Raw genomic sequence first — 17,166 nt, 5'->3', positions numbered from 1 at the left:
GCCCATGGGAAGTGGGCTGCCCTACACAATGCTTCAGCCTTATTCAGCCGCTTCGAGGCGGATGTTGCGGCTCTGAACGGCGTTGCGCGTATAATCGTCAATGCGCTTTTCAATTTCCGGACGGAAATTGCGGATCAGGCCCTGAATAGGCCATGCAGCAGCATCACCAAGCGCACAGATCGTATGACCTTCAATCTGCTTGGTCACGTCGAACAGCATGTCGATTTCGCGCTTCTGTGCGTTACCCTTGACCATGCGTTCCATCACGCGCCACATCCAGCCGGTGCCTTCGCGGCAAGGCGTGCACTGGCCACAGCTTTCATGCTTGAAGAACGCTGCCAGACGGGCAATCGCCTTGATGATGTCGGTGGACTTGTCCATGACGATCAGGCCGCCGGTGCCGAACGACGATTTCTTGTCGCGCATTCCGTCAAAGTCCATGATGGCATCCATCATGTCTTCGCCCTTGATGACCGGGCACGATGCACCGCCGGGAATAACCGCCAGCAAATTGTCCCAGCCGCCGCGAATGCCGCCACCGTGCTTTTCGATCAGATCGCGGAACGGAATGCCGAGGCCTTCTTCGATAACGCAAGGCGTATTCACGTGACCCGAAATCTGGAACAGCTTGGTGCCGACATTGTTCGGGCGTCCGATGGACGAGAACCATGCCGCACCGCGACGCAGGATCGTCGGCGCAACGGCAATCGACTCCACGTTGTTCACGGTCGTCGGGCAGCCATAAAGGCCCATATTCGCTGGGAACGGAGGCTTGAGACGCGGCTGGCCCTTCTTGCCTTCAAGGCTTTCGAGCAGAGCCGTTTCTTCACCGCAGATATAAGCACCGGCACCATGGGAGACAAAAATGTCCATATCCCAGCCGCACTTGTTGTTCTTGCCGAGAAGACCGGCATCATAGCACTCGTCGATAGCGGCCTGCAGCGCTTCACGCTCACGCATGAACTCGCCGCGAATATAAATATAAGCAGTATGCGCGCCCATGGCACAACCGGCGATCAGGCAGCCTTCGATCAGCGTGTGCGGATCGTGGCGCAGGATTTCGCGGTCCTTGCAGGTGCCCGGCTCGGATTCGTCGGCATTGACGACCAGATAATGCGGGCGACCGTCATTCTGCTTCGGCATAAACGACCACTTAAGACCTGTCGGGAAGCCAGCACCGCCACGGCCACGCAGGCCCGATGCCTTCATCTCGTCGATGATCCAGTCACGGCCCTTTTCGATCAGGCCCTTGGTGTTGTCCCAATGGCCGCGCGCCATGGCACCCTTCAGGGACTGATCCTTGAAGCCGTAAATATTGGTGAAGATGCGATCTTTATCAGCCAGCATGTCTCACCTGTTTCCGTTCGTGTTTGCCAATATCGAAGTCATCATACCGGCTTCTTTCCGAATACCTTGATGTATTCCTCGACGCCGCCCTTGGCCAAAGCCTTGGCCTGCTTAACCCAGTCTTCACGCTCAATGCGACCGTGGAAGCTCAGATAGCCATCAACCCATTCGCGCTCGGCCTTCTTCCATGAAGCGACCTGTTTGAAGGTGAAGATGCCCAGCTCGTGCAAGGTTCCCTCGATCTTCGGGCCGACGCCGGAAATAAGCTTCAGATCGTCAACAGCTTCCGGACGCGCAATCGCTTCCGGGCGGTTCTTGTCGTCAAGCTTGAAATCCTGCTTGCTGTCAACTGAAGCAGCATTCGACGGAGCAACGTTCTTTGCTTCCTCGGCAGCTTTTGCAGCGGCTTCCGCCTTTGCCTTCTCCTCAGCTTCGGCCTTAGCCTTGGCGGCAGCGGCATCAGATGCCTTGCGGGTTTCGAGACCGACCTTCTTGTAGTCGAGATCTTCGGTTAGCGCGGTCAGGCCGCTGATCGGCTCCGACGTCACGCGTCCGTCCTGCGGACCCGGCTTAACGGTATCGCCTTTGCCAGCTTCAAACGCGTCAATGATCTCGGCAAGACGTTCCGGCGTCAGATCTTCATAGGCGTCCTTGAAGATCATGACCATCGGTGCATTGGCGCAGGCGCCTTGGCATTCCACTTCTTCCCACGACAGCGTTCCGTCGGCATTGAGCTCGAACGGGTCGTGATTGATCTTGTGACGGCAGACATCCATCAGCGCTTCCGAACCACGAAGCATGCATGGCGTGGTGCCGCAAACCTGAATGTGAGCGCGCGTGCCAACCGGCTTCAGCTGGAACTGCGTATAGAAAGTGGCAACTTCCAGAACGCGGATCAGCGGCATGTCGAGCATGCCCGCAACATGTTCAATGGCAGCTTTCGTAACCCAGCCATCCTGCTCCTGCGCACGCATGAGCAACGGAATGACAGCCGACTGCTGGCGGCCTTCAGGGAATTTTGCGATCGTCTTGTGCGCCCAGTTCTGGTTTTCCGCATTGAAAGCGAAACCAGCCGGCTGGACGGCATCATCTGCGAGACGGCGAACGGACATCAGCGGTCAACCTCACCAAACACGATATCGAGCGAGCCAAGAATTGCCGACACGTCAGCCAACATGTGACCGCGACACAGGAAATCCATGGCCTGAAGATGGGCAAAGCCCGGAGCGCGCAGCTTGCAACGGTAGGGCTTGTTGGTGCCATCCGATACGAGGAAGACGCCAAATTCACCCTTCGGTGCTTCGACAGCTGCGTAAACTTCACCGGCAGGCACGTGATAGCCTTCCGTGTAAAGTTTGAAGTGATGGATGAGCGCTTCCATCGAGCGCTTCATCTCGCCGCGCTTTGGCGGCACGATCTTGTTATCGGTATTGGAAACAGGACCGACGCGTTCTTTGCCGAGCAGAAGATCAACGCACTGGCGCATGATGCGTGCCGACTGGCGCATTTCTTCCATACGGATCAGGTAACGGTCATAGCAGTCGCCGTTCTTGCCGATCGGAATGTCGAATTCCATCTCGTTGTAGCACTCGTAAGGCTGCGACTTGCGCAGATCCCATGCCGCGCCCGAACCACGCACCATGACGCCCGAGAAGCCCCATGCCCATGCATCTTCCAGCTTCACGACGCCGATATCGACGTTACGCTGCTTGAAAATACGGTTCGGCGTGATCAGATCATCAAGATTGTTGAGCGTATTGAAAAACGGATCGATCCATTTGCCGATGTCTTCAACGAGCTGATCCGGCAGGTCCTGATGGACGCCGCCCGGACGGAAATAGGCTGCGTGCATACGCGCGCCACAAGCGCGTTCGTAGAACACCATCAGCTTTTCGCGCTCTTCGAAGCCCCAGAGCGGTGGCGTCAGCGCGCCAACGTCCATGGCCTGCGTAGTCACGTTCAGAAGATGGTTCAGGATACGGCCAATTTCCGAATAGAGAACGCGGATCAGCTGACCACGCTTCGGCACGGTGATACCGAGCAGACGTTCGACGGCCAGCGCATAAGCATGTTCCTGATTCATCGGCGCCACGTAGTCGAGGCGGTCGAGATAAGGCAAAGCCTGAAGATAGGTCTTCGTTTCCATCAGCTTCTCGGTGCCGCGATGCAGCAGACCGATATGCGGATCGACGCGTTCCACGACTTCGCCATCGAGTTCAAGAACAAGACGCAGAACGCCGTGTGCAGCAGGATGCTGCGGGCCGAAGTTAATATTAAAGTTGCGGACCTGAGTCTCAGCCATGTTCAGCTTCCTGTTTGGCTGCTATCGCCGCCAAGAATTCCGCGCCGGTCATCCGGTGGGTCTTGTTGGCGAAATCGTAATTTGCAGGCTTGTTATCGATGAAGATTTCTTCGGCGAAATGAAAACGTTCCGGCCCGGCAAATGCCTGCATCGAAACGACCGTCATTCCATCATGGACACCGCGCCAGAACAGCGACGAACCGCACTTCGAGCAGAAGCGACGTTCGCCCCACTCCGAAGAACTGTAGGATGCGAGTGCCGACTCATTTTCAATTTCGACTGAAGTGCCACAATTGACAGCCATGAACGCGCCACCCGACCAGCGACGGCACATGCTGCAATGGCAAACGTCCATTTCCATCTTTACGGGAACAGCGGTGAATTTCACCTCCCCACAAAGACATTGGCCGTTCAATCTTTCGACAGAGCCCATCATCTCACCTTAATTCGTCTTTGCCTTCTCGTCACCGGGCAGGACGTAGTCAGTCCCTTCCCACGGCGAGAGGAAGTCGAAATTGCGGAATTCCTGTCGCAGAACGACAGGCTCATAAATGACACGCTTGGCTTCATCGCTGTAGCGAACTTCAACGAAACCAGTCGTTGGGAAATCTTTACGCAGCGGATGACCTTCAAAACCGTAGTCAGTCAGAATGCGGCGCAGATCTGGATGACCGGAGAACAGAATGCCATACATGTCATAGGCTTCACGCTCGAACCATTCAGCGCCGACGAAAACCGACACCGCAGAAGGAACCAGCGTATCCTCATCAGCTTGAACTTTCACACGAATGCGCAGGTTCTGGCGAGGTGAAAGGAACTGATAAACAACGTCAAAACGCTTGGCGCGCTGTGGATAATCAACGCCGGAAATATCCGTCAGGTTCACGAACTGGCACTGCACGTCATCGCGCAGGAACGTGAGAACGCCGATCAAGCTTGCAACTGGGACGCTAAGCGTCAGCTCACCATAAGCCAGCTGCGCCTCTTCGATCGCATCGCCGAGACGTTCCTTGATATAGCCGGAAAGTTCACCAAGAGCTTCTTCGCTCATATCTCTAACTTCCTTTTTTAGAACCCGACCCATCCTTGGGAAAACAGATCGAATTCTAACAAACCCTCTTGCACCATTCAGACCGCGAAGGTCCGATTAACGCTCGATCGTACCAGTACGGCGGATCTTCTTCTGAAGCATCAGAATGCCATAAAGCAGAGCTTCTGCGGTTGGCGGGCAGCCCGGAACATAAATATCGACTGGAACCACACGATCACAGCCACGCACTACAGAATAAGAGTAGTGATAATAGCCGCCGCCATTGGCGCAGGAACCCATCGAAATAACGTAACGAGGCTCAGGCATCTGGTCATAGACCTTACGCAAAGCAGGGGCCATCTTGTTGGTCAGCGTGCCTGCAACGATCATGACGTCGGACTGGCGTGGAGATGCGCGTGGCGCGATACCGAAGCGCTCAGCATCATAACGCGGCATGGAAATATGCATCATTTCCACGGCGCAACATGCGAGACCGAAGGTCATCCACATCAGCGAGCCGGTACGCGCCCAGGTGATCAGAGCGTCAGCAGATGTGACGATGAAGCCTTTGTCAGACAGTTCGCTGTTCAGATCATTGAAGAATGCGTCATCAGAGCCAACTGGCTTGCCCGTACGTGGGTCAAGTATCCCCTTTGGCTGCGGAGCAATAAGCGTCGAGCCCGACGCCTGATTAGTGCCGGTCAATCCCATTCCAGCGCTCCCTTCTTCCATTCGTAGATGAAGCCGATGGTCAAAACACCAAGGAAAAGCATCATCGACAGAAAGCCGAACCAGCCAATTGCACCGAAGGACACAGCCCACGGGAACAGGAAGGCGACTTCGAGATCGAAGATAATAAAGAGAATCGACACGAGATAGAAACGGATGTCGAATTTCATACGGGCGTCATCAAAGGCATTGAACCCGCACTCGTAAGCTGAAAGCTTTTCCGGGTCGGGCTGTCTGTACGCGACCAGAAACGGCGCAACCAGGAGGGCTACACCAATTACCATCGCGATGCCGAGAAAGATGACAATCGGCAAATAGGAACTTAAAAGCTCGTTCATGATCCTTATCCGGCTTGAATACGAGGCTGCGCCGCCTGTCATAAGCTTTTTAGAGCCTACCACCATGCGACACATTGCATCTCTTGCGACCTCGTCGCCTCAAGCAGCTTCAAAAGGCATGCCGTGCGAACTTAAGTATTTGGCGGGACGGTTAGCGCAGCATGCGCGCAAGCGCAAGCCCTCCAACGCGAACAGGCGGGTATAGTCCGGTCAGGATGCTGAATAAGAGGCAACATCAAGCCCGTATATGCCACCCAAACCCCATATAGCACGAAAACATCATAATTTCGTGAGGAAAAGGCAAAGAACGATCTTCTGCCAATATTTGCCCGATAGAATCAATCGGTTGAATTGTCGGGCTTAATCGTGTGGCTGATTCAGACGATCCCTCAACGCGCTTTAAAATGTATAAAGCCCGGAGATGGGCAGGCATAATGCAAACCTCAGCGAACGAATTCACGAGCCCGGTTCCATTCCAGACTAATATCTGAGCAACGGATCGAACGCACTTTATATATAAGAGATATGTAAGGGTCAGAATCGAGCTCATATATAAGAAACGCGAGAGCACCCTGCCCCACCGATTAGAGCACATTTTCAGGTTCAGAAAATTATAACTGCCCTCGTTGCGGTTTGTGAAAATATTTGGCGCAGGGGAGCCAATGAGCAAGATTGCTTGCCTTCTATAAGTCGAGCACATCTCTAAAATCCCCGTAGACCACAGATTGCAAAACCGGTTCGGCTTACAGAATCGATAACTTCGGAAATTTTTGCATCTGAAAGGGCTGCGATTTCAGCCTTGGGTGAAAAGAGGAATTCGCAAGGAGAGAGCGTTGGGCACATATTTTCTCGCCAGCGGTGACATTCTGGTCGTTCTGGCTGGAATCTTCTCGGTCGCTTATCTTTCATGGAAGAAAGCAAAATAGCCTCAGCTTTCAGCGCGGAATCACATCGCTCTCGGTCCGGAAAACCCCAACGTTCGAAGCAAACTCACCAAATGCAAAAAAGCGCGGAATCAAAGCAATGATTCCAGCGACCAATCTTTTGATATTAGTAAGAAGTGGAAAGAACGCGAGATGCGCCATTTTCATCAAGATTTTTGTTCGATTTCTTGAATGAAAATGGCGCGAGTGACGGGGCTCGAACCCGCGACCTCCGGCGTGACAGGCCGGCACTCTAACCAACTGAGCTACACCCGCGCATTTCATTTTCAGCCGTCTGGCTGGGTAGTCACCGGCGTTTCCGTTCGGTGTGAGCGGTCGTTTAAGGTGTTCTCTCACCAGTGTCAAGCGAGTGGTTTGAAGAAAAAAGAAGAAATTTGTTTTTATTCAAAAAGCCACGCTTTTACAGGCTTTCGAGTTTGACCTGCTTTATCCGCAACGAAGCGCCCCTTGCCCGAAGGCATTCAAAATTCACATGAATCGGAATCGCGATTCAGGTCAGTGGTCATGGATCGTACAATTCCCAGTGCTTTATTCGGGACAACTCTGCTCGTTATAATTGATGCGGCCTGTGGATTTTAGCCGGGAAAATAAAAAGAATGCATTTTTGCAATTTTGCGCTTGCACTCTTCGAACGAATTGCCTAAACGGCTCTCACAGCGGCTGACAAGTCAGTCGGGCGATTAGCTCAGTTGGTAGAGCGCTTCGTTTACACCGAAGATGTCGGGAGTTCGAGTCTCTCATCGCCCACCATATTTTCCAAACGCTTAGACCAAAAATATAAAATTCTCCTGAGGTTCAATAAACCTCATTGGATCTATTTGTATTTGAGAAATTTCGCCGCGATCTGAAGCCAGCTGATTTACGATTCAGCCCTCATGAAGACAATTGACTGCGATTGAATCGCGCCAGTCTCCATGCGCTGGCCCAAGCAAACAAGCGCAACAAAAAAGGCCGGGGCAAAAATGCACCGACCTTCCTGATCATCAATGTCTACTAGTGCCAGTACATCCGTGGTCAAAAGCGTCATTTGATGAAGGCTATTGCGAGCGACAGACGCGTTCCAGCGCTCATCAGCAATGCCTATCCCACGACATATAAACCGACATTGTGTTCAAAGAAAGTTTGTCAGAAAAACTCAGGCACGGCAAGCGAGTTTCGACCATCTGGCAAGCGTCAGGCATGCAATGATCGACAATGCGCCGATGCCGTAGGCCAATACATCAAGCCAGTCAGGTGTTGCGCCAAGAATAATCCGCAGGGCTCGATTGCCAATTTCAACACCCGTTATTTTTGCGAGATACTGGCCCAGCTCGATAGCAGCTCCAACCAAGAACGCTGCAAAAGCCAACAAAACCCTGTTCCCGTCAATCATGATGCGGAAAGCTGAATAGACAAAGATCACTGCAATCACATCGCCGAGAAAGCTTCTTATCCAGCCCATGCCAGCGCCAGCCGTGGCTAAGAGAACCAACGCGACGAGCAGAGCAAGAGTTACGATGAGAGCCGATAGAGAAAACTTGAACTGCACCAAAGGTCTCCCAAGCCAGTAGCGGCTTTGAGCGCAAAGTGTTTAGCCGGAAACAATTGAGTTAAAATCCATTACGCCTGCAAAGCGTGCGGCACGGACTTTACCGAATTTGCTTTCATCAACGACGAGGTGTTTCTGTAGGGCTCTTTGCATCGCCATTTGTTTGACCGGCACTTCATGAAAGTGAGAGCAGGTTACACCGTGCTGCTCATCGACCCCACCCGCAGACAAGAAAGCTTTGTTAATATTGATGCGCTTGAGCACCTCAATGCCCTCGTCGCTCGAAAAAGATGCCGCTTCGGAGTGATAGACGCCGCCAAGCACGATCAGCCGAACATCATCTCGACGCGATAGAATCTCGGCAATATTCAGGGAGTAGCAGACAACCGTGATGTGCTGGTTCTGCGGTATACGGTGAGCAAGGTGCGGCATTGTCGTGCCACAATCGATGAAAACCGTATCATAGGGTTCAATCAACGCTGCGGCTGCGGCACAAGCCTGTGCTTTGGCATTGGCATGGCTGTCTTTTTCAAAATCAAAGACATAATCGCCATTCACACCGTCCTGGGTGGGGATAATGTAACCACCCAAACAATTCAGCATCCCGCCATCGCTGCCGATATCGCGGCGGATCGTCATTTCCGACACGCCAAGACGCGCTGCCGCATCCCGCAGGCGAAGCACGCCAACGTCATCGACCAGCGCCGCCAGTTCGGCAATCCGCTCTTCCTTCCGGCTGATTCTGCTCACGCTGTCCCCAATCCTTGCGATCCGCTCACCCGTTTATACGTCCGTCACATTTCACGCAATGCGATCATCCGATCTTGACAGGCCGAACATAAATGTGAAACGATCCAAACATAATGATCGGATTGTAACATTATAATTCGCATTGTTGGGAGGATAAAACAACAGGGTTTTGTACGCCTCGAACAGAATTCCGTTCTTCGAGGACGTCAGACAAGCGGGAAAACAGATTGCATTTTCGCCCGGCCGGGAAGCCGGGCATGGAGGAGAACGCTGACGCACCCTACCGTTCCAGGGTGCGTCAGCGTCAGCATCGTCCTTCTGCAGCCAATGGCGCGACAGGACAGGGAATTCGGAGTTCTTCTGGTCAAATACGCCAGAGCAGCTCCGGAATTTTGGAGGAATGCGCATCTATCCGAACCAGTCAGCGCTTTGGAGATGCGTTTTGGGAGGAAACACCGGTGAAAAAATTTCTAGCATCCGTGGCGATTGCCATGTCCGTTGCCGTTCCGCATGCTTTTGCGGAAGGCGTCGTTGATACATCGAAGGTCAACAAAGAGCTGATCACCACTGCAAATGACAAGAAATACACCATCGCGACCGTCGTGAAGGTTGATGGCATTGCCTGGTTCGACCGCATGCGCGACGGCGTAGATCAGTTCAAGGCCGACACCGGCAATGACGTCTGGATGGTCGGCCCGAGCCAGGCGGATGCCGCAGCACAGGTGCAGATCGTCGAAAACCTGATCGCGCAGGGCGTTGACGCCATCGCCATCGTGCCCTTCTCGGTTGAAGCAGTGGAACCCGTTCTGAAAAAGGCGCGTGAACGTGGCATCGTGGTCATCAGCCACGAAGCATCCAACATCCAGAACGTCGACTACGACATCGAAGCCTTCGACAACAAGGCCTATGGCGCGAACCTGATGAAGGAACTCGGCAAGTCGATGGGCGGCAAGGGCAAGTATGTCGCGACTGTCGGCAGCCTGACCTCCAAGTCGCAGATGGAATGGATCGACGGTGCCGTCGAATACCAGAAGGCCAACTTCCCGGAAATGTCGGAAGCAACAGGCCGCCTCGAAACATATGACGATGCCAACACCGACTATAACAAGCTCAAGGAGGCGATGACCGCCTATCCGGACATCAAGGGCATTCTTGGTGCACCGATGCCGACCTCTGCCGGTGCCGGACGCCTGATCGCCGAAGGCGGCCTCAAGGGCAAGGTCTTCTTCGCAGGCACGGGCCTCGTTTCGGTGGCTGGTGAATATCTGAAGAACGACGACATCCAGTACATCCAGTTCTGGGACCCCGCCGTTGCAGGCTATGCCATGAACATGCTGGCCGTCGCCGCACTTGAAAAGAAGAACGACCAGATCAAGGCCGGTCTCAATCTGGGTCTGCCGGGCTATGAAAGCCTGCTGGCGCCTGACGCTGCCAAGCCGAACCTGCTCTATGGTGCAGGCTGGGTCGGTGTGACCAAGGAAAACATGGATAAGTACGACTTCTGATATCCATGGCTGCCTGACGGGAGGGGCTTCCTGCCCCTCCTATCGGACAAATCGCATTCCAGCCTTGCACGAGGCCCCCATATGAGTGAAAACCTGATCGAACTGCGCCATATCGGAAAACGCTTCGGTGGTGTCAGGGCACTGGACGACGTTTCCTTTGCCATAAAGCCCGGCGAAATCCACTGTCTCGCGGGCGAGAACGGCTCCGGCAAATCCACCATCATCAAGGTCATGTCGGGCGTCTACACGCCGGAAGACGGCGAGATACTGATCGACGGCAAATCAGTCGGCAAGCTCGACCCCGTCAAGTCGGTTCATCACGGTATTCAGGTGATCTATCAGGACTTCTCGTTGTTCGGGAACCTGACGGTTGCTGAAAATCTGGCAATCAATACTTTTCTCATCGAAGGCCGCAAGGGCGTCGACTGGAAGCGCGTGCGTGACCTGGCGCAGAAGGCGCTGGAGCGGCTCGACGTCAGTATCGACCTCGATGCGGATGTGGACAGCCTGCCGACATCGGGCAAGCAGATCGTGGCGATTGCGCGCGCCGTCATGGCTGACGCCCGCCTCATTATCATGGACGAGCCGACCACCGCGCTGACGCGGCATGAAGTCGACGCGCTGTTCAAGATCGTTCGCGATATTCAGGCACAGGGCATCGCAGTGCTTTTCGTCAGCCACAAGATGCGCGAGATGCTGGAAATCAGCGAAAGGCTGACCGTCTTCCGCAATGGCAAGAAGGTTGCCGAAGGCCCGATTTCCGATTTCGACGAACCGTCGATCACCCGCGCGATGACCGGTCAGGAACTCACATCGGACCATTATCACTGGACCCCGCGTGAAGGCGCTCCAGCCAATCCGACCCTTGAAATCACGAACCTTTCTGTTCCGGGGTCGGTGGAAAATGCCAGCCTTACGCTCCATGCCGGTGAAATTGTAGGTATTTCTGGTCTTATCGGCTCTGGTCGCACCGAGCTTGCCTTGGCTCTCTTCGGCATGAAGCCGGATTTCACCGGCACTGTTCGTATCGATGGCAAGCAAGTTCATCCGAAGACAGTTCAGGAAGGGATCGCCTGCGGCGTCGCCTATGTGCCGGAAGACCGCCTGACGGAAGGCCTGTTCCTCACGCAATCGATCGAGCGCAACATCATCGTCACTTCCATCGAGAAATTCGTGCGCGGCCTCTTCATCGACCGCAGACAAGCTGACACCACAACCCGCGACATGTTTTCGGCGATGCACATCGTTGCCCCCGGTCCGCATACGCCGGTCAATCATCTGTCAGGCGGCAATGCGCAGCGTGTGGTGCTGGCACGCTGGCTTTTGACAGGCGCAAAAATCCTGATCCTCAACGGGCCAACCGTCGGCGTCGATGTCGGCTCCAAGGCGCAGATCCACAATATCATCCGCAAGCTTGCCCGTGATGAAGGGCTCGCCGTCCTGATGATTTCCGACGATGTGCCCGAGCTGGTGCAGAACTGCAATCGTGTGCTGGTGATGCATCGCGGACGTTTCGTCGACGAACTTTCCGGTGAAACCATGACCGAAGATGCCGTCAATGACCGGCTCAAGACGCTGAATTGAGGAACCGGCACATGAAGTTTTTTCGCAGTACCGAATTCATCATTGCCTGCGTGCTGTTCGCGGCCATGGTTATTATCGGCCTCATCAATCCGGCATTCTGGTCGCTGGACAATATCTTCGGCCTTCTGCGCTCCAATGTCGTGATCGGCATCATGGCGCTTGGCGTTCTGCTGGTGATGATTTCCGGCGGCATCGACGTCTCCTTCACCGCCTTTGCCATCGCGGCCATGTATCTGACCGTCCGCGCCATGGTTTATCTCGGCTATGACGGCGTGTTCATTCCGTTCGTGGCCGCAACGCTGATCGGCCTGCTGCTTGGCGCATTCAACGGCTTCATCATCCATCGTTTCAAGATGATCCCGCTGATCGTGACACTCGGTACCGGTTCCATTGTGCGCGGACTGGTGCTTGGTCTGGTGGGTACAAGCACCGTCAACATCAACAAGATGCCGAAGGAGCTGATCGAATTTGGCAAGACGGATGTTGTTTCGCTGACAAATGCCGCCGGAACAGCCTTTAGCCTGACCGCAATGTTCCTCGTCTATCTGGCGCTGGCGCTGCTGATCCACCTGATCCTCAATTATACGATGATCGGGCGCAGCGTTTATGCCTATGGCGGCTCGCCGGAAGCGGCAAAGCGTGTCGGCTTCAATACCCGCCGTACGATCTTCTTCGTCTATTGCGTGGCCGGAGCGCTGGCAGGTTTCGCAGGGCTTCTGCATTCCTCGATGATCTGGCTTGCCAATCCGCGCGATTTCGTCGGGCTTGAACTGGACGTGATCGCAGCCGTGGTTCTGGGCGGCGCATCGATCTTCGGCGGACGCGGCACGGTTCTCGGCACGCTGATGGGCGTCTTCATGCTCGTCATGGTCAAGAACTCGCTCATCATCATGAAGGTGGACACCACATGGCAGCGTGTCGTTGTCGGCCTCATCATCATCGTCGCCACAGCCATCACCGCATGGCGTGACCGCAAAAGTATCGCTTGAGGGGAGAACGCGACATGAAACAATCTTTCGACATGCGCCGCATCCTTGGCGGAGACAACAACATCATCCAGCTCATCGTCATCACCGTACTGGTCTTTGCGCTAATGACCTGGATGAACCCGGACAAGTTCCTGCGCTATTACAATTTCGAATCCATCAGCTACATCATGCCGGAGCTGGGCATCCTCTCCGTCGCCATGATGATTGCCATGCTGACAGGCGGCATCGATCTTTCGGTGGTGGGCATCGCCAATCTGGCGGGTATCATGGCCGGGGTTTATTTCCATTCCTCCATGGTGCAGGCGGCACAGACGTCGGGTTCCGGCATGCTGTTCTACACCATCATCGGCATATTGCTTGCCGTACTGATCGGGCTGGTATCAGGGTTGGTCAACGGCCTGCTCATAGCCAAACTCCGCATCACGCCAATCCTTGCCACACTCGGCACCGGACAGGTTTTGATGGGGCTGGCACTGGTTCTGACAGGCGGCCCGGCCATCGTCGGCTTCCCTGATGCGTGGAACTGGGTCGGCAATGGCAAGCTGTTCGGCATCGCCACGCCATTCCTGCTGTTCATCGCCGTGTGCATCGTCGTGGCAATTCTCCTGACACGCACGACGCTCGGCATCAATCTCATGCTGATCGGCACCAATCCGCGTGCAGCCGCCTTTGCCGGTATCCGCAAGGATCGCATGATCCTCTATTCCTACATGCTCACCGGCGTGCTTGCTTCCATAGCCGGGATCATTCTTTCAGGCCGCACCAATGCCGCCAAGTCGGACTATGGCGCATCCTATCTGCTGCAAGCCGTGTTGATCGCCGTTCTCGGCGGCACCAATCCGGCAGGTGGAAAGGGACGTGTTCTGGGCGTCGCCATCGCGCTGATTGCTCTAATGCTGCTTTCCTCCGGCTTCCAGATGATGCGGTTTTCCAACCACCTCATCGATTTCATCTGGGGCGCTTTCCTTATTCTCGTCATCGCGATCAACGCATCGCGCAATCAGGGCAGGTGATCCCTTATGCAGGACATCGAATTTCATCTTCGCCGTCAGGATTTTGTCCAACAGCCGCATGTCATCGCCAATACCTATGGCCTCAGCGTCACCGCTTTTCGCTATCCAAGCGGCATCGAGGCGCTGCTGGTCGAGAATGAACGCGGCAATCTCATCGTGCTGCCCTTCATGGGGCAGATGATCTGGGGCGCGGAATTCGACGGCGTCGATCTGACAATGGGCAACAGCTTCTCCATGCCGCGCCCGGCAACTACTATCGTTGAAACCTATGGCTGCTTTGCGTTCCATAGCGGCATCCTGCGCAATGGCTGTCCTTCGCCTCAGGACAATCATCTTCTGCATGGCGAAATGGCTTGCGCGAAAATGGACAAGGCCGGTCTTCTCTTTGGCCATGACGAGCGCGGCGCCTTCGTCGAAATCACCGGTGAATATGAATATGTGATGGGCTTCGGCGCGCATTATCTGGCACGGCCAAGCGTGCGGCTTTATGCCAGTGAAACACTGTTCGACATCACCATGGATGTCGAGAACCTTTCATCCGCTCCGATGGAGCTGATGTATATGTGCCACGTCAATTTCGCCTATGCGGAAGGTGCGCGGATCGTGCAACCGGTGCCGTATACGCCGGATCACGTGCAGGTGCGCACAGCCGTTCCCGGCCATGTGACACCCAATGATGATTACCTGTCGCTGATCGACGAACTGGCCTCCGACCCCGCCGCGATGGAAGTGCTGGATGAGCCGGAGCGCTACGATCCCGAACAGGTCTTCTATATTCGCGGACTGCCTAAAGATGCCGAAGGCAACACCCATCTGATGATGCAGCTTCCCGAGGGCGACGGGTTTGGCATTTCCTACCCGACCGAAATCTTCCCAAAAACCGTGCGCTGGATTCTCGTGAACGGCGATGCCCAGGTTGCAGCCTTTGCCCTGCCCTCGACCTGCGAGCCGGAAGGCTATCTGGCGGAAAGGGCCAAGAACAATGTGCAGGTGCTGGCATCGGGTGAGCGCGCCGTTTTCCCCGTGCGCGTCGGTTATCTCGATACAACCGCCGCCGAAGAATTTGAAGCCTCGATCAAGGCACTCTGAAATTTCAAAGGAACGTCTCATGACCAGAAAGATCGGAGTGGTCGGCTCCAACATGGTGGACCTCATCACCTATGTGAACCGCATGCCCGGCCCCGGCGAAACACTGGAAGCCCCGACATTTGAAATTGGCTGTGGTGGCAAAGGCGCCAATCAGGCCGTGGCTGCTGCACGCCTTGGCGCAGATGTGATGATGGTGACGCGGGTGGGCGACGATATTTTCGCGGACAACACCATCCGCAACCTGAACGAGTTCGGCGTCGATACGCGCCATGTGCGCAAGGTTTCCGGCAAGTCGAGCGGCGTAGCCCCCATCTTCGTCGAGCCATCGGGTGAAAACTCGATCCTGATCGTCAAGGGCGCCAATGCCGATCTTCTGCCCGCCGAAGTCGACAAGGCTGCGGACGATCTGAAAGCGTGCGGCCTCATCCTGATGCAGATGGAAGTTCCGGTCGAGACAGTCTACCACACCATCGCTTTCGCCGCTGAAAACGGCATCGAAACCATTTTGAATCCTGCGCCTGCTGCCGCCGACCTTGATCCCGAACTGATCCGGCAGGTGACCTTTCTCGTGCCGAACGAGAGCGAGCTGGCAATCCTCTCCGGCCTGCCGACCGGCACGGACGATGAAATCGTCACCGCAGCGCGTTCGCTGATCGCTCGCGGCATCCGCACCGTCATTGTCACGCTCGGCGGACGCGGCGCGCGCATGATTACGGCAAGCGAAATCGTCAATATTCCCCCGGTCAAGGTCACACCAAAAGACACGACCGGCGCGGGCGACGCTTTTATCGGCTCCTTTGCCCGCTTCTACGCCGGGACCGGCGATGTGGAAGCCTCGCTTCGCAAGGCCGCTCTTTATGCGGCCCATTCCATCACCCGGCCGGGCACGCAGAAAGCCTATGCCAGCCAGGAAGAATTCGAAACGTTCTGCCGCGATCACGCCCCTTCGACCGAACGTGCCTGATCGCACTTGAACGTAATTGAACCCACGAACGGACAATGAAATGACCGAAGCCCTCCCCCGCAATAACGGGACACCGCTCAAGCCGGAATGGTTTGAGGATGTATCCGTCAATCGCAGCGCTTCCGAGCGCCGTGCCGCTACGATTAGCGCCCGCCGTTCGGTGAAAAAGGAATATCAGGCGGCGTGGCTCATCCGCGCCATCCAGTGCATAGACCTCACCACGCTTGCAGGCGACGACACGGCGGCGCGCGTGCGCAGGCTCTGTGCCAAGGCGCGCCGCCCGGTGCGCGAGGATATTCTGGAAGCGCTCGGTTTGGCAGATGCAGGCATCACCACCGGCGCGGTCTGCGTTTATCCCACCATGGTGCCCCATGCCGTGAAGGCGCTTGAAGGTTCCGGCATTCCGGTTGCCTCGGTGGCGACGGGCTTTCCCGCCGGGCTGACGCCGCTGCCGCTCCGTCTTGCTGAAATCACCTATGCCGTCGAACAGGGCGCGCATGAAATCGACATCGTGATTACGCGCGAGCATGTGCTGACACAGAACTGGTCGGCCCTCTACGATGAAATTGCTGCCATGCGCGAAGTCTGCGGGGATGCGCATATGAAGGCAATCCTTGCCACCGGCGATCTCAATACGCTGACCAATGTTTATCGCGCCTCGATGGTGGCGATGCAGGCAGGCTCCGATTTCATCAAGACCTCGACGGGCAAGGAAGACGTCAACGCCACCTTGCCAGTGAGCCTGACCATGGTGCGGGCGCTGCGCGATTATGGCGAGCTTTCCGGTCAGAGCGTCGGCTTCAAACCCGCGGGCGGCCTCAAGACCGCAAAGGACGCGCTCGCCTGGCTCACACTGATGAAGGAAGAACTCGGCAATCGCTGGCTGGAGCCCGATCTGTTCCGGATCGGCGCATCGTCGATGCTTGGAGATATCGAACGGCAATTGGAGCACTTCGTGACCGGGCGCTACTCCGCCGCCAACCGTCACGCCGCTGCTTAAACTTGGAATTTCGCATTCTCCTGCGCAAAACCGCTTCGCACTTTTGCTGGAAAT

Annotated in this window: 16 protein-coding genes and 2 tRNA genes; 8 read left to right on the top strand and 10 right to left on the bottom strand. The window is 55.5% G+C overall.

Annotated features, from left to right (window positions below; genetic code table 11):
• Positions 1-39: 39 nt before the first annotated feature.
• The 8 genes from nuoF to CEV33_RS18645 all read right to left on the bottom strand — a co-directional run bounded on the left by nuoF (position 40) and on the right by CEV33_RS18645 (position 6,945).
• Positions 40-1,347, bottom strand: a complete 1,308-nt coding sequence (gene nuoF / locus CEV33_RS18680) for an NADH-quinone oxidoreductase subunit NuoF (RefSeq protein WP_024897480.1) — start codon at positions 1,345-1,347, stop codon at positions 40-42.
• A gap of 41 nt (positions 1,348-1,388) precedes the next feature.
• Positions 1,389-2,459, bottom strand: coding sequence for an NADH-quinone oxidoreductase subunit NuoE (gene nuoE / locus CEV33_RS18675; protein WP_094541906.1), 1,071 nt, complete (start codon positions 2,457-2,459; stop codon positions 1,389-1,391).
• Positions 2,459-3,649, bottom strand: a complete 1,191-nt coding sequence (locus CEV33_RS18670; protein WP_094541905.1) for an NADH-quinone oxidoreductase subunit D — start codon at positions 3,647-3,649, stop codon at positions 2,459-2,461. Before CEV33_RS18670 ends, nuoE begins: the two co-directional genes overlap by 1 nt.
• A complete protein-coding gene (locus CEV33_RS18665) occupies positions 3,642-4,082 on the bottom strand; it encodes a GFA family protein (protein ID WP_094541904.1) in 441 nt (146 codons plus the stop codon). Before CEV33_RS18665 ends, CEV33_RS18670 begins: the two co-directional genes overlap by 8 nt.
• Positions 4,083-4,091: 9 nt before the next feature.
• Complete coding sequence (locus CEV33_RS18660; protein WP_094541903.1) at positions 4,092-4,700, bottom strand: NADH-quinone oxidoreductase subunit C; 609 nt, start codon at positions 4,698-4,700, stop codon at positions 4,092-4,094.
• Positions 4,701-4,796: 96 nt separating this feature from the next.
• Positions 4,797-5,390: a NuoB/complex I 20 kDa subunit family protein gene (locus CEV33_RS18655; RefSeq protein WP_024897475.1), complete on the bottom strand. Its 594-nt coding sequence runs from the start codon at positions 5,388-5,390 to the stop codon at positions 4,797-4,799.
• Positions 5,381-5,746, bottom strand: coding sequence for an NADH-quinone oxidoreductase subunit A (locus tag CEV33_RS18650; RefSeq protein ID WP_007874537.1), 366 nt, complete (start codon positions 5,744-5,746; stop codon positions 5,381-5,383). Before CEV33_RS18650 ends, CEV33_RS18655 begins: the two co-directional genes overlap by 10 nt.
• 1,122 nt (positions 5,747-6,868) lie before the next feature.
• A tRNA-Asp gene (locus CEV33_RS18645) sits at positions 6,869-6,945 on the bottom strand.
• A gap of 419 nt (positions 6,946-7,364) precedes the next feature.
• On the opposite strand from CEV33_RS18645, the gene CEV33_RS18640 reads away from it, so the two are divergent.
• Positions 7,365-7,440, top strand: a tRNA-Val gene (locus tag CEV33_RS18640).
• 385 nt (positions 7,441-7,825) lie between these two features.
• Here the strand turns inward: CEV33_RS18640 and CEV33_RS18635 are convergent.
• Together CEV33_RS18635 and CEV33_RS18630 are read right to left on the bottom strand one after the other, a co-directional pair.
• A complete protein-coding gene (locus CEV33_RS18635; RefSeq protein WP_094541902.1) occupies positions 7,826-8,218 on the bottom strand; it encodes a ribosomal maturation YjgA family protein in 393 nt (130 codons plus the stop codon).
• Positions 8,219-8,260: 42 nt separating this feature from the next.
• Positions 8,261-8,968, bottom strand: a complete 708-nt coding sequence (locus CEV33_RS18630; protein ID WP_094541901.1) for a DeoR/GlpR family DNA-binding transcription regulator — start codon at positions 8,966-8,968, stop codon at positions 8,261-8,263.
• 458 nt (positions 8,969-9,426) lie between these two features.
• Here CEV33_RS18630 and CEV33_RS18625 point away from each other — a divergent pair, with 458 nt between their 5' ends.
• From CEV33_RS18625 to deoC, 7 genes are all read left to right on the top strand, one after another.
• A complete protein-coding gene (locus CEV33_RS18625; RefSeq protein ID WP_167388183.1) occupies positions 9,427-10,473 on the top strand; it encodes an autoinducer 2 ABC transporter substrate-binding protein in 1,047 nt (348 codons plus the stop codon).
• 81 nt (positions 10,474-10,554) lie between these two features.
• Complete coding sequence (locus CEV33_RS18620) at positions 10,555-12,057, top strand: sugar ABC transporter ATP-binding protein (protein WP_094541900.1); 1,503 nt, start codon at positions 10,555-10,557, stop codon at positions 12,055-12,057.
• 11 nt (positions 12,058-12,068) lie between these two features.
• Complete coding sequence (locus tag CEV33_RS18615; protein WP_094541899.1) at positions 12,069-13,046, top strand: ABC transporter permease; 978 nt, start codon at positions 12,069-12,071, stop codon at positions 13,044-13,046.
• 14 nt (positions 13,047-13,060) lie between these two features.
• Positions 13,061-14,059, top strand: coding sequence for an ABC transporter permease (locus CEV33_RS18610; RefSeq protein WP_094541898.1), 999 nt, complete (start codon positions 13,061-13,063; stop codon positions 14,057-14,059).
• Positions 14,060-14,065: 6 nt separating this feature from the next.
• Positions 14,066-15,148 carry an aldose 1-epimerase family protein gene (locus tag CEV33_RS18605; protein WP_094541897.1) on the top strand — a complete coding sequence of 361 codons (1,083 nt, stop codon included), beginning with the start codon at positions 14,066-14,068 and terminating at the stop codon, positions 15,146-15,148.
• A 19-nt stretch (positions 15,149-15,167) separates the two neighbouring features.
• Complete coding sequence (gene rbsK / locus CEV33_RS18600) at positions 15,168-16,112, top strand: ribokinase (RefSeq protein WP_094541896.1); 945 nt, start codon at positions 15,168-15,170, stop codon at positions 16,110-16,112.
• 40 nt (positions 16,113-16,152) lie between these two features.
• Positions 16,153-17,112, top strand: coding sequence for a deoxyribose-phosphate aldolase (gene deoC, locus CEV33_RS18595; RefSeq protein WP_094541895.1), 960 nt, complete (start codon positions 16,153-16,155; stop codon positions 17,110-17,112).
• The last annotated feature ends 54 nt before the right edge of the window (positions 17,113-17,166 follow it).

The sequence above is a fragment of the Brucella grignonensis genome (assembly GCF_002252505.1).
Taxonomy (GTDB): Bacteria; Pseudomonadota; Alphaproteobacteria; order Rhizobiales; family Rhizobiaceae; genus Brucella; species Brucella grignonensis.
Note: the sequence above shows the minus strand (reverse complement) of the source record. Positions and strands in the feature narration are given on the sequence as shown.

What these genes read in the sequence shown, in the direction of transcription:
- nuoF (WP_024897480.1), bottom strand. Translation starts at nt 1,347, where the DNA reads ATGCTGGCTGATAAAGATCGCATCTTCACCAATATTTACGGCTTCAAG.
- nuoE (WP_094541906.1), bottom strand. Translation starts at nt 2,459, where the DNA reads ATGTCCGTTCGCCGTCTCGCAGATGATGCCGTCCAGCCGGCTGGTTTC.
- CEV33_RS18670 (WP_094541905.1), bottom strand. Translation starts at nt 3,649, where the DNA reads ATGGCTGAGACTCAGGTCCGCAACTTTAATATTAACTTCGGCCCGCAG.
- CEV33_RS18665 (WP_094541904.1), bottom strand. Translation starts at nt 4,082, where the DNA reads ATGGGCTCTGTCGAAAGATTGAACGGCCAATGTCTTTGTGGGGAGGTG.
- CEV33_RS18660 (WP_094541903.1), bottom strand. Translation starts at nt 4,700, where the DNA reads ATGAGCGAAGAAGCTCTTGGTGAACTTTCCGGCTATATCAAGGAACGT.
- CEV33_RS18655 (WP_024897475.1), bottom strand. Translation starts at nt 5,390, where the DNA reads ATGGGATTGACCGGCACTAATCAGGCGTCGGGCTCGACGCTTATTGCT.
- CEV33_RS18650 (WP_007874537.1), bottom strand. Translation starts at nt 5,746, where the DNA reads ATGAACGAGCTTTTAAGTTCCTATTTGCCGATTGTCATCTTTCTCGGC.
- CEV33_RS18620 (WP_094541900.1), top strand. Translation starts at nt 10,555, where the DNA reads ATGAGTGAAAACCTGATCGAACTGCGCCATATCGGAAAACGCTTCGGT.
- CEV33_RS18615 (WP_094541899.1), top strand. Translation starts at nt 12,069, where the DNA reads ATGAAGTTTTTTCGCAGTACCGAATTCATCATTGCCTGCGTGCTGTTC.
- CEV33_RS18610 (WP_094541898.1), top strand. Translation starts at nt 13,061, where the DNA reads ATGAAACAATCTTTCGACATGCGCCGCATCCTTGGCGGAGACAACAAC.
- CEV33_RS18605 (WP_094541897.1), top strand. Translation starts at nt 14,066, where the DNA reads ATGCAGGACATCGAATTTCATCTTCGCCGTCAGGATTTTGTCCAACAG.
- rbsK (WP_094541896.1), top strand. Translation starts at nt 15,168, where the DNA reads ATGACCAGAAAGATCGGAGTGGTCGGCTCCAACATGGTGGACCTCATC.
- deoC (WP_094541895.1), top strand. Translation starts at nt 16,153, where the DNA reads ATGACCGAAGCCCTCCCCCGCAATAACGGGACACCGCTCAAGCCGGAA.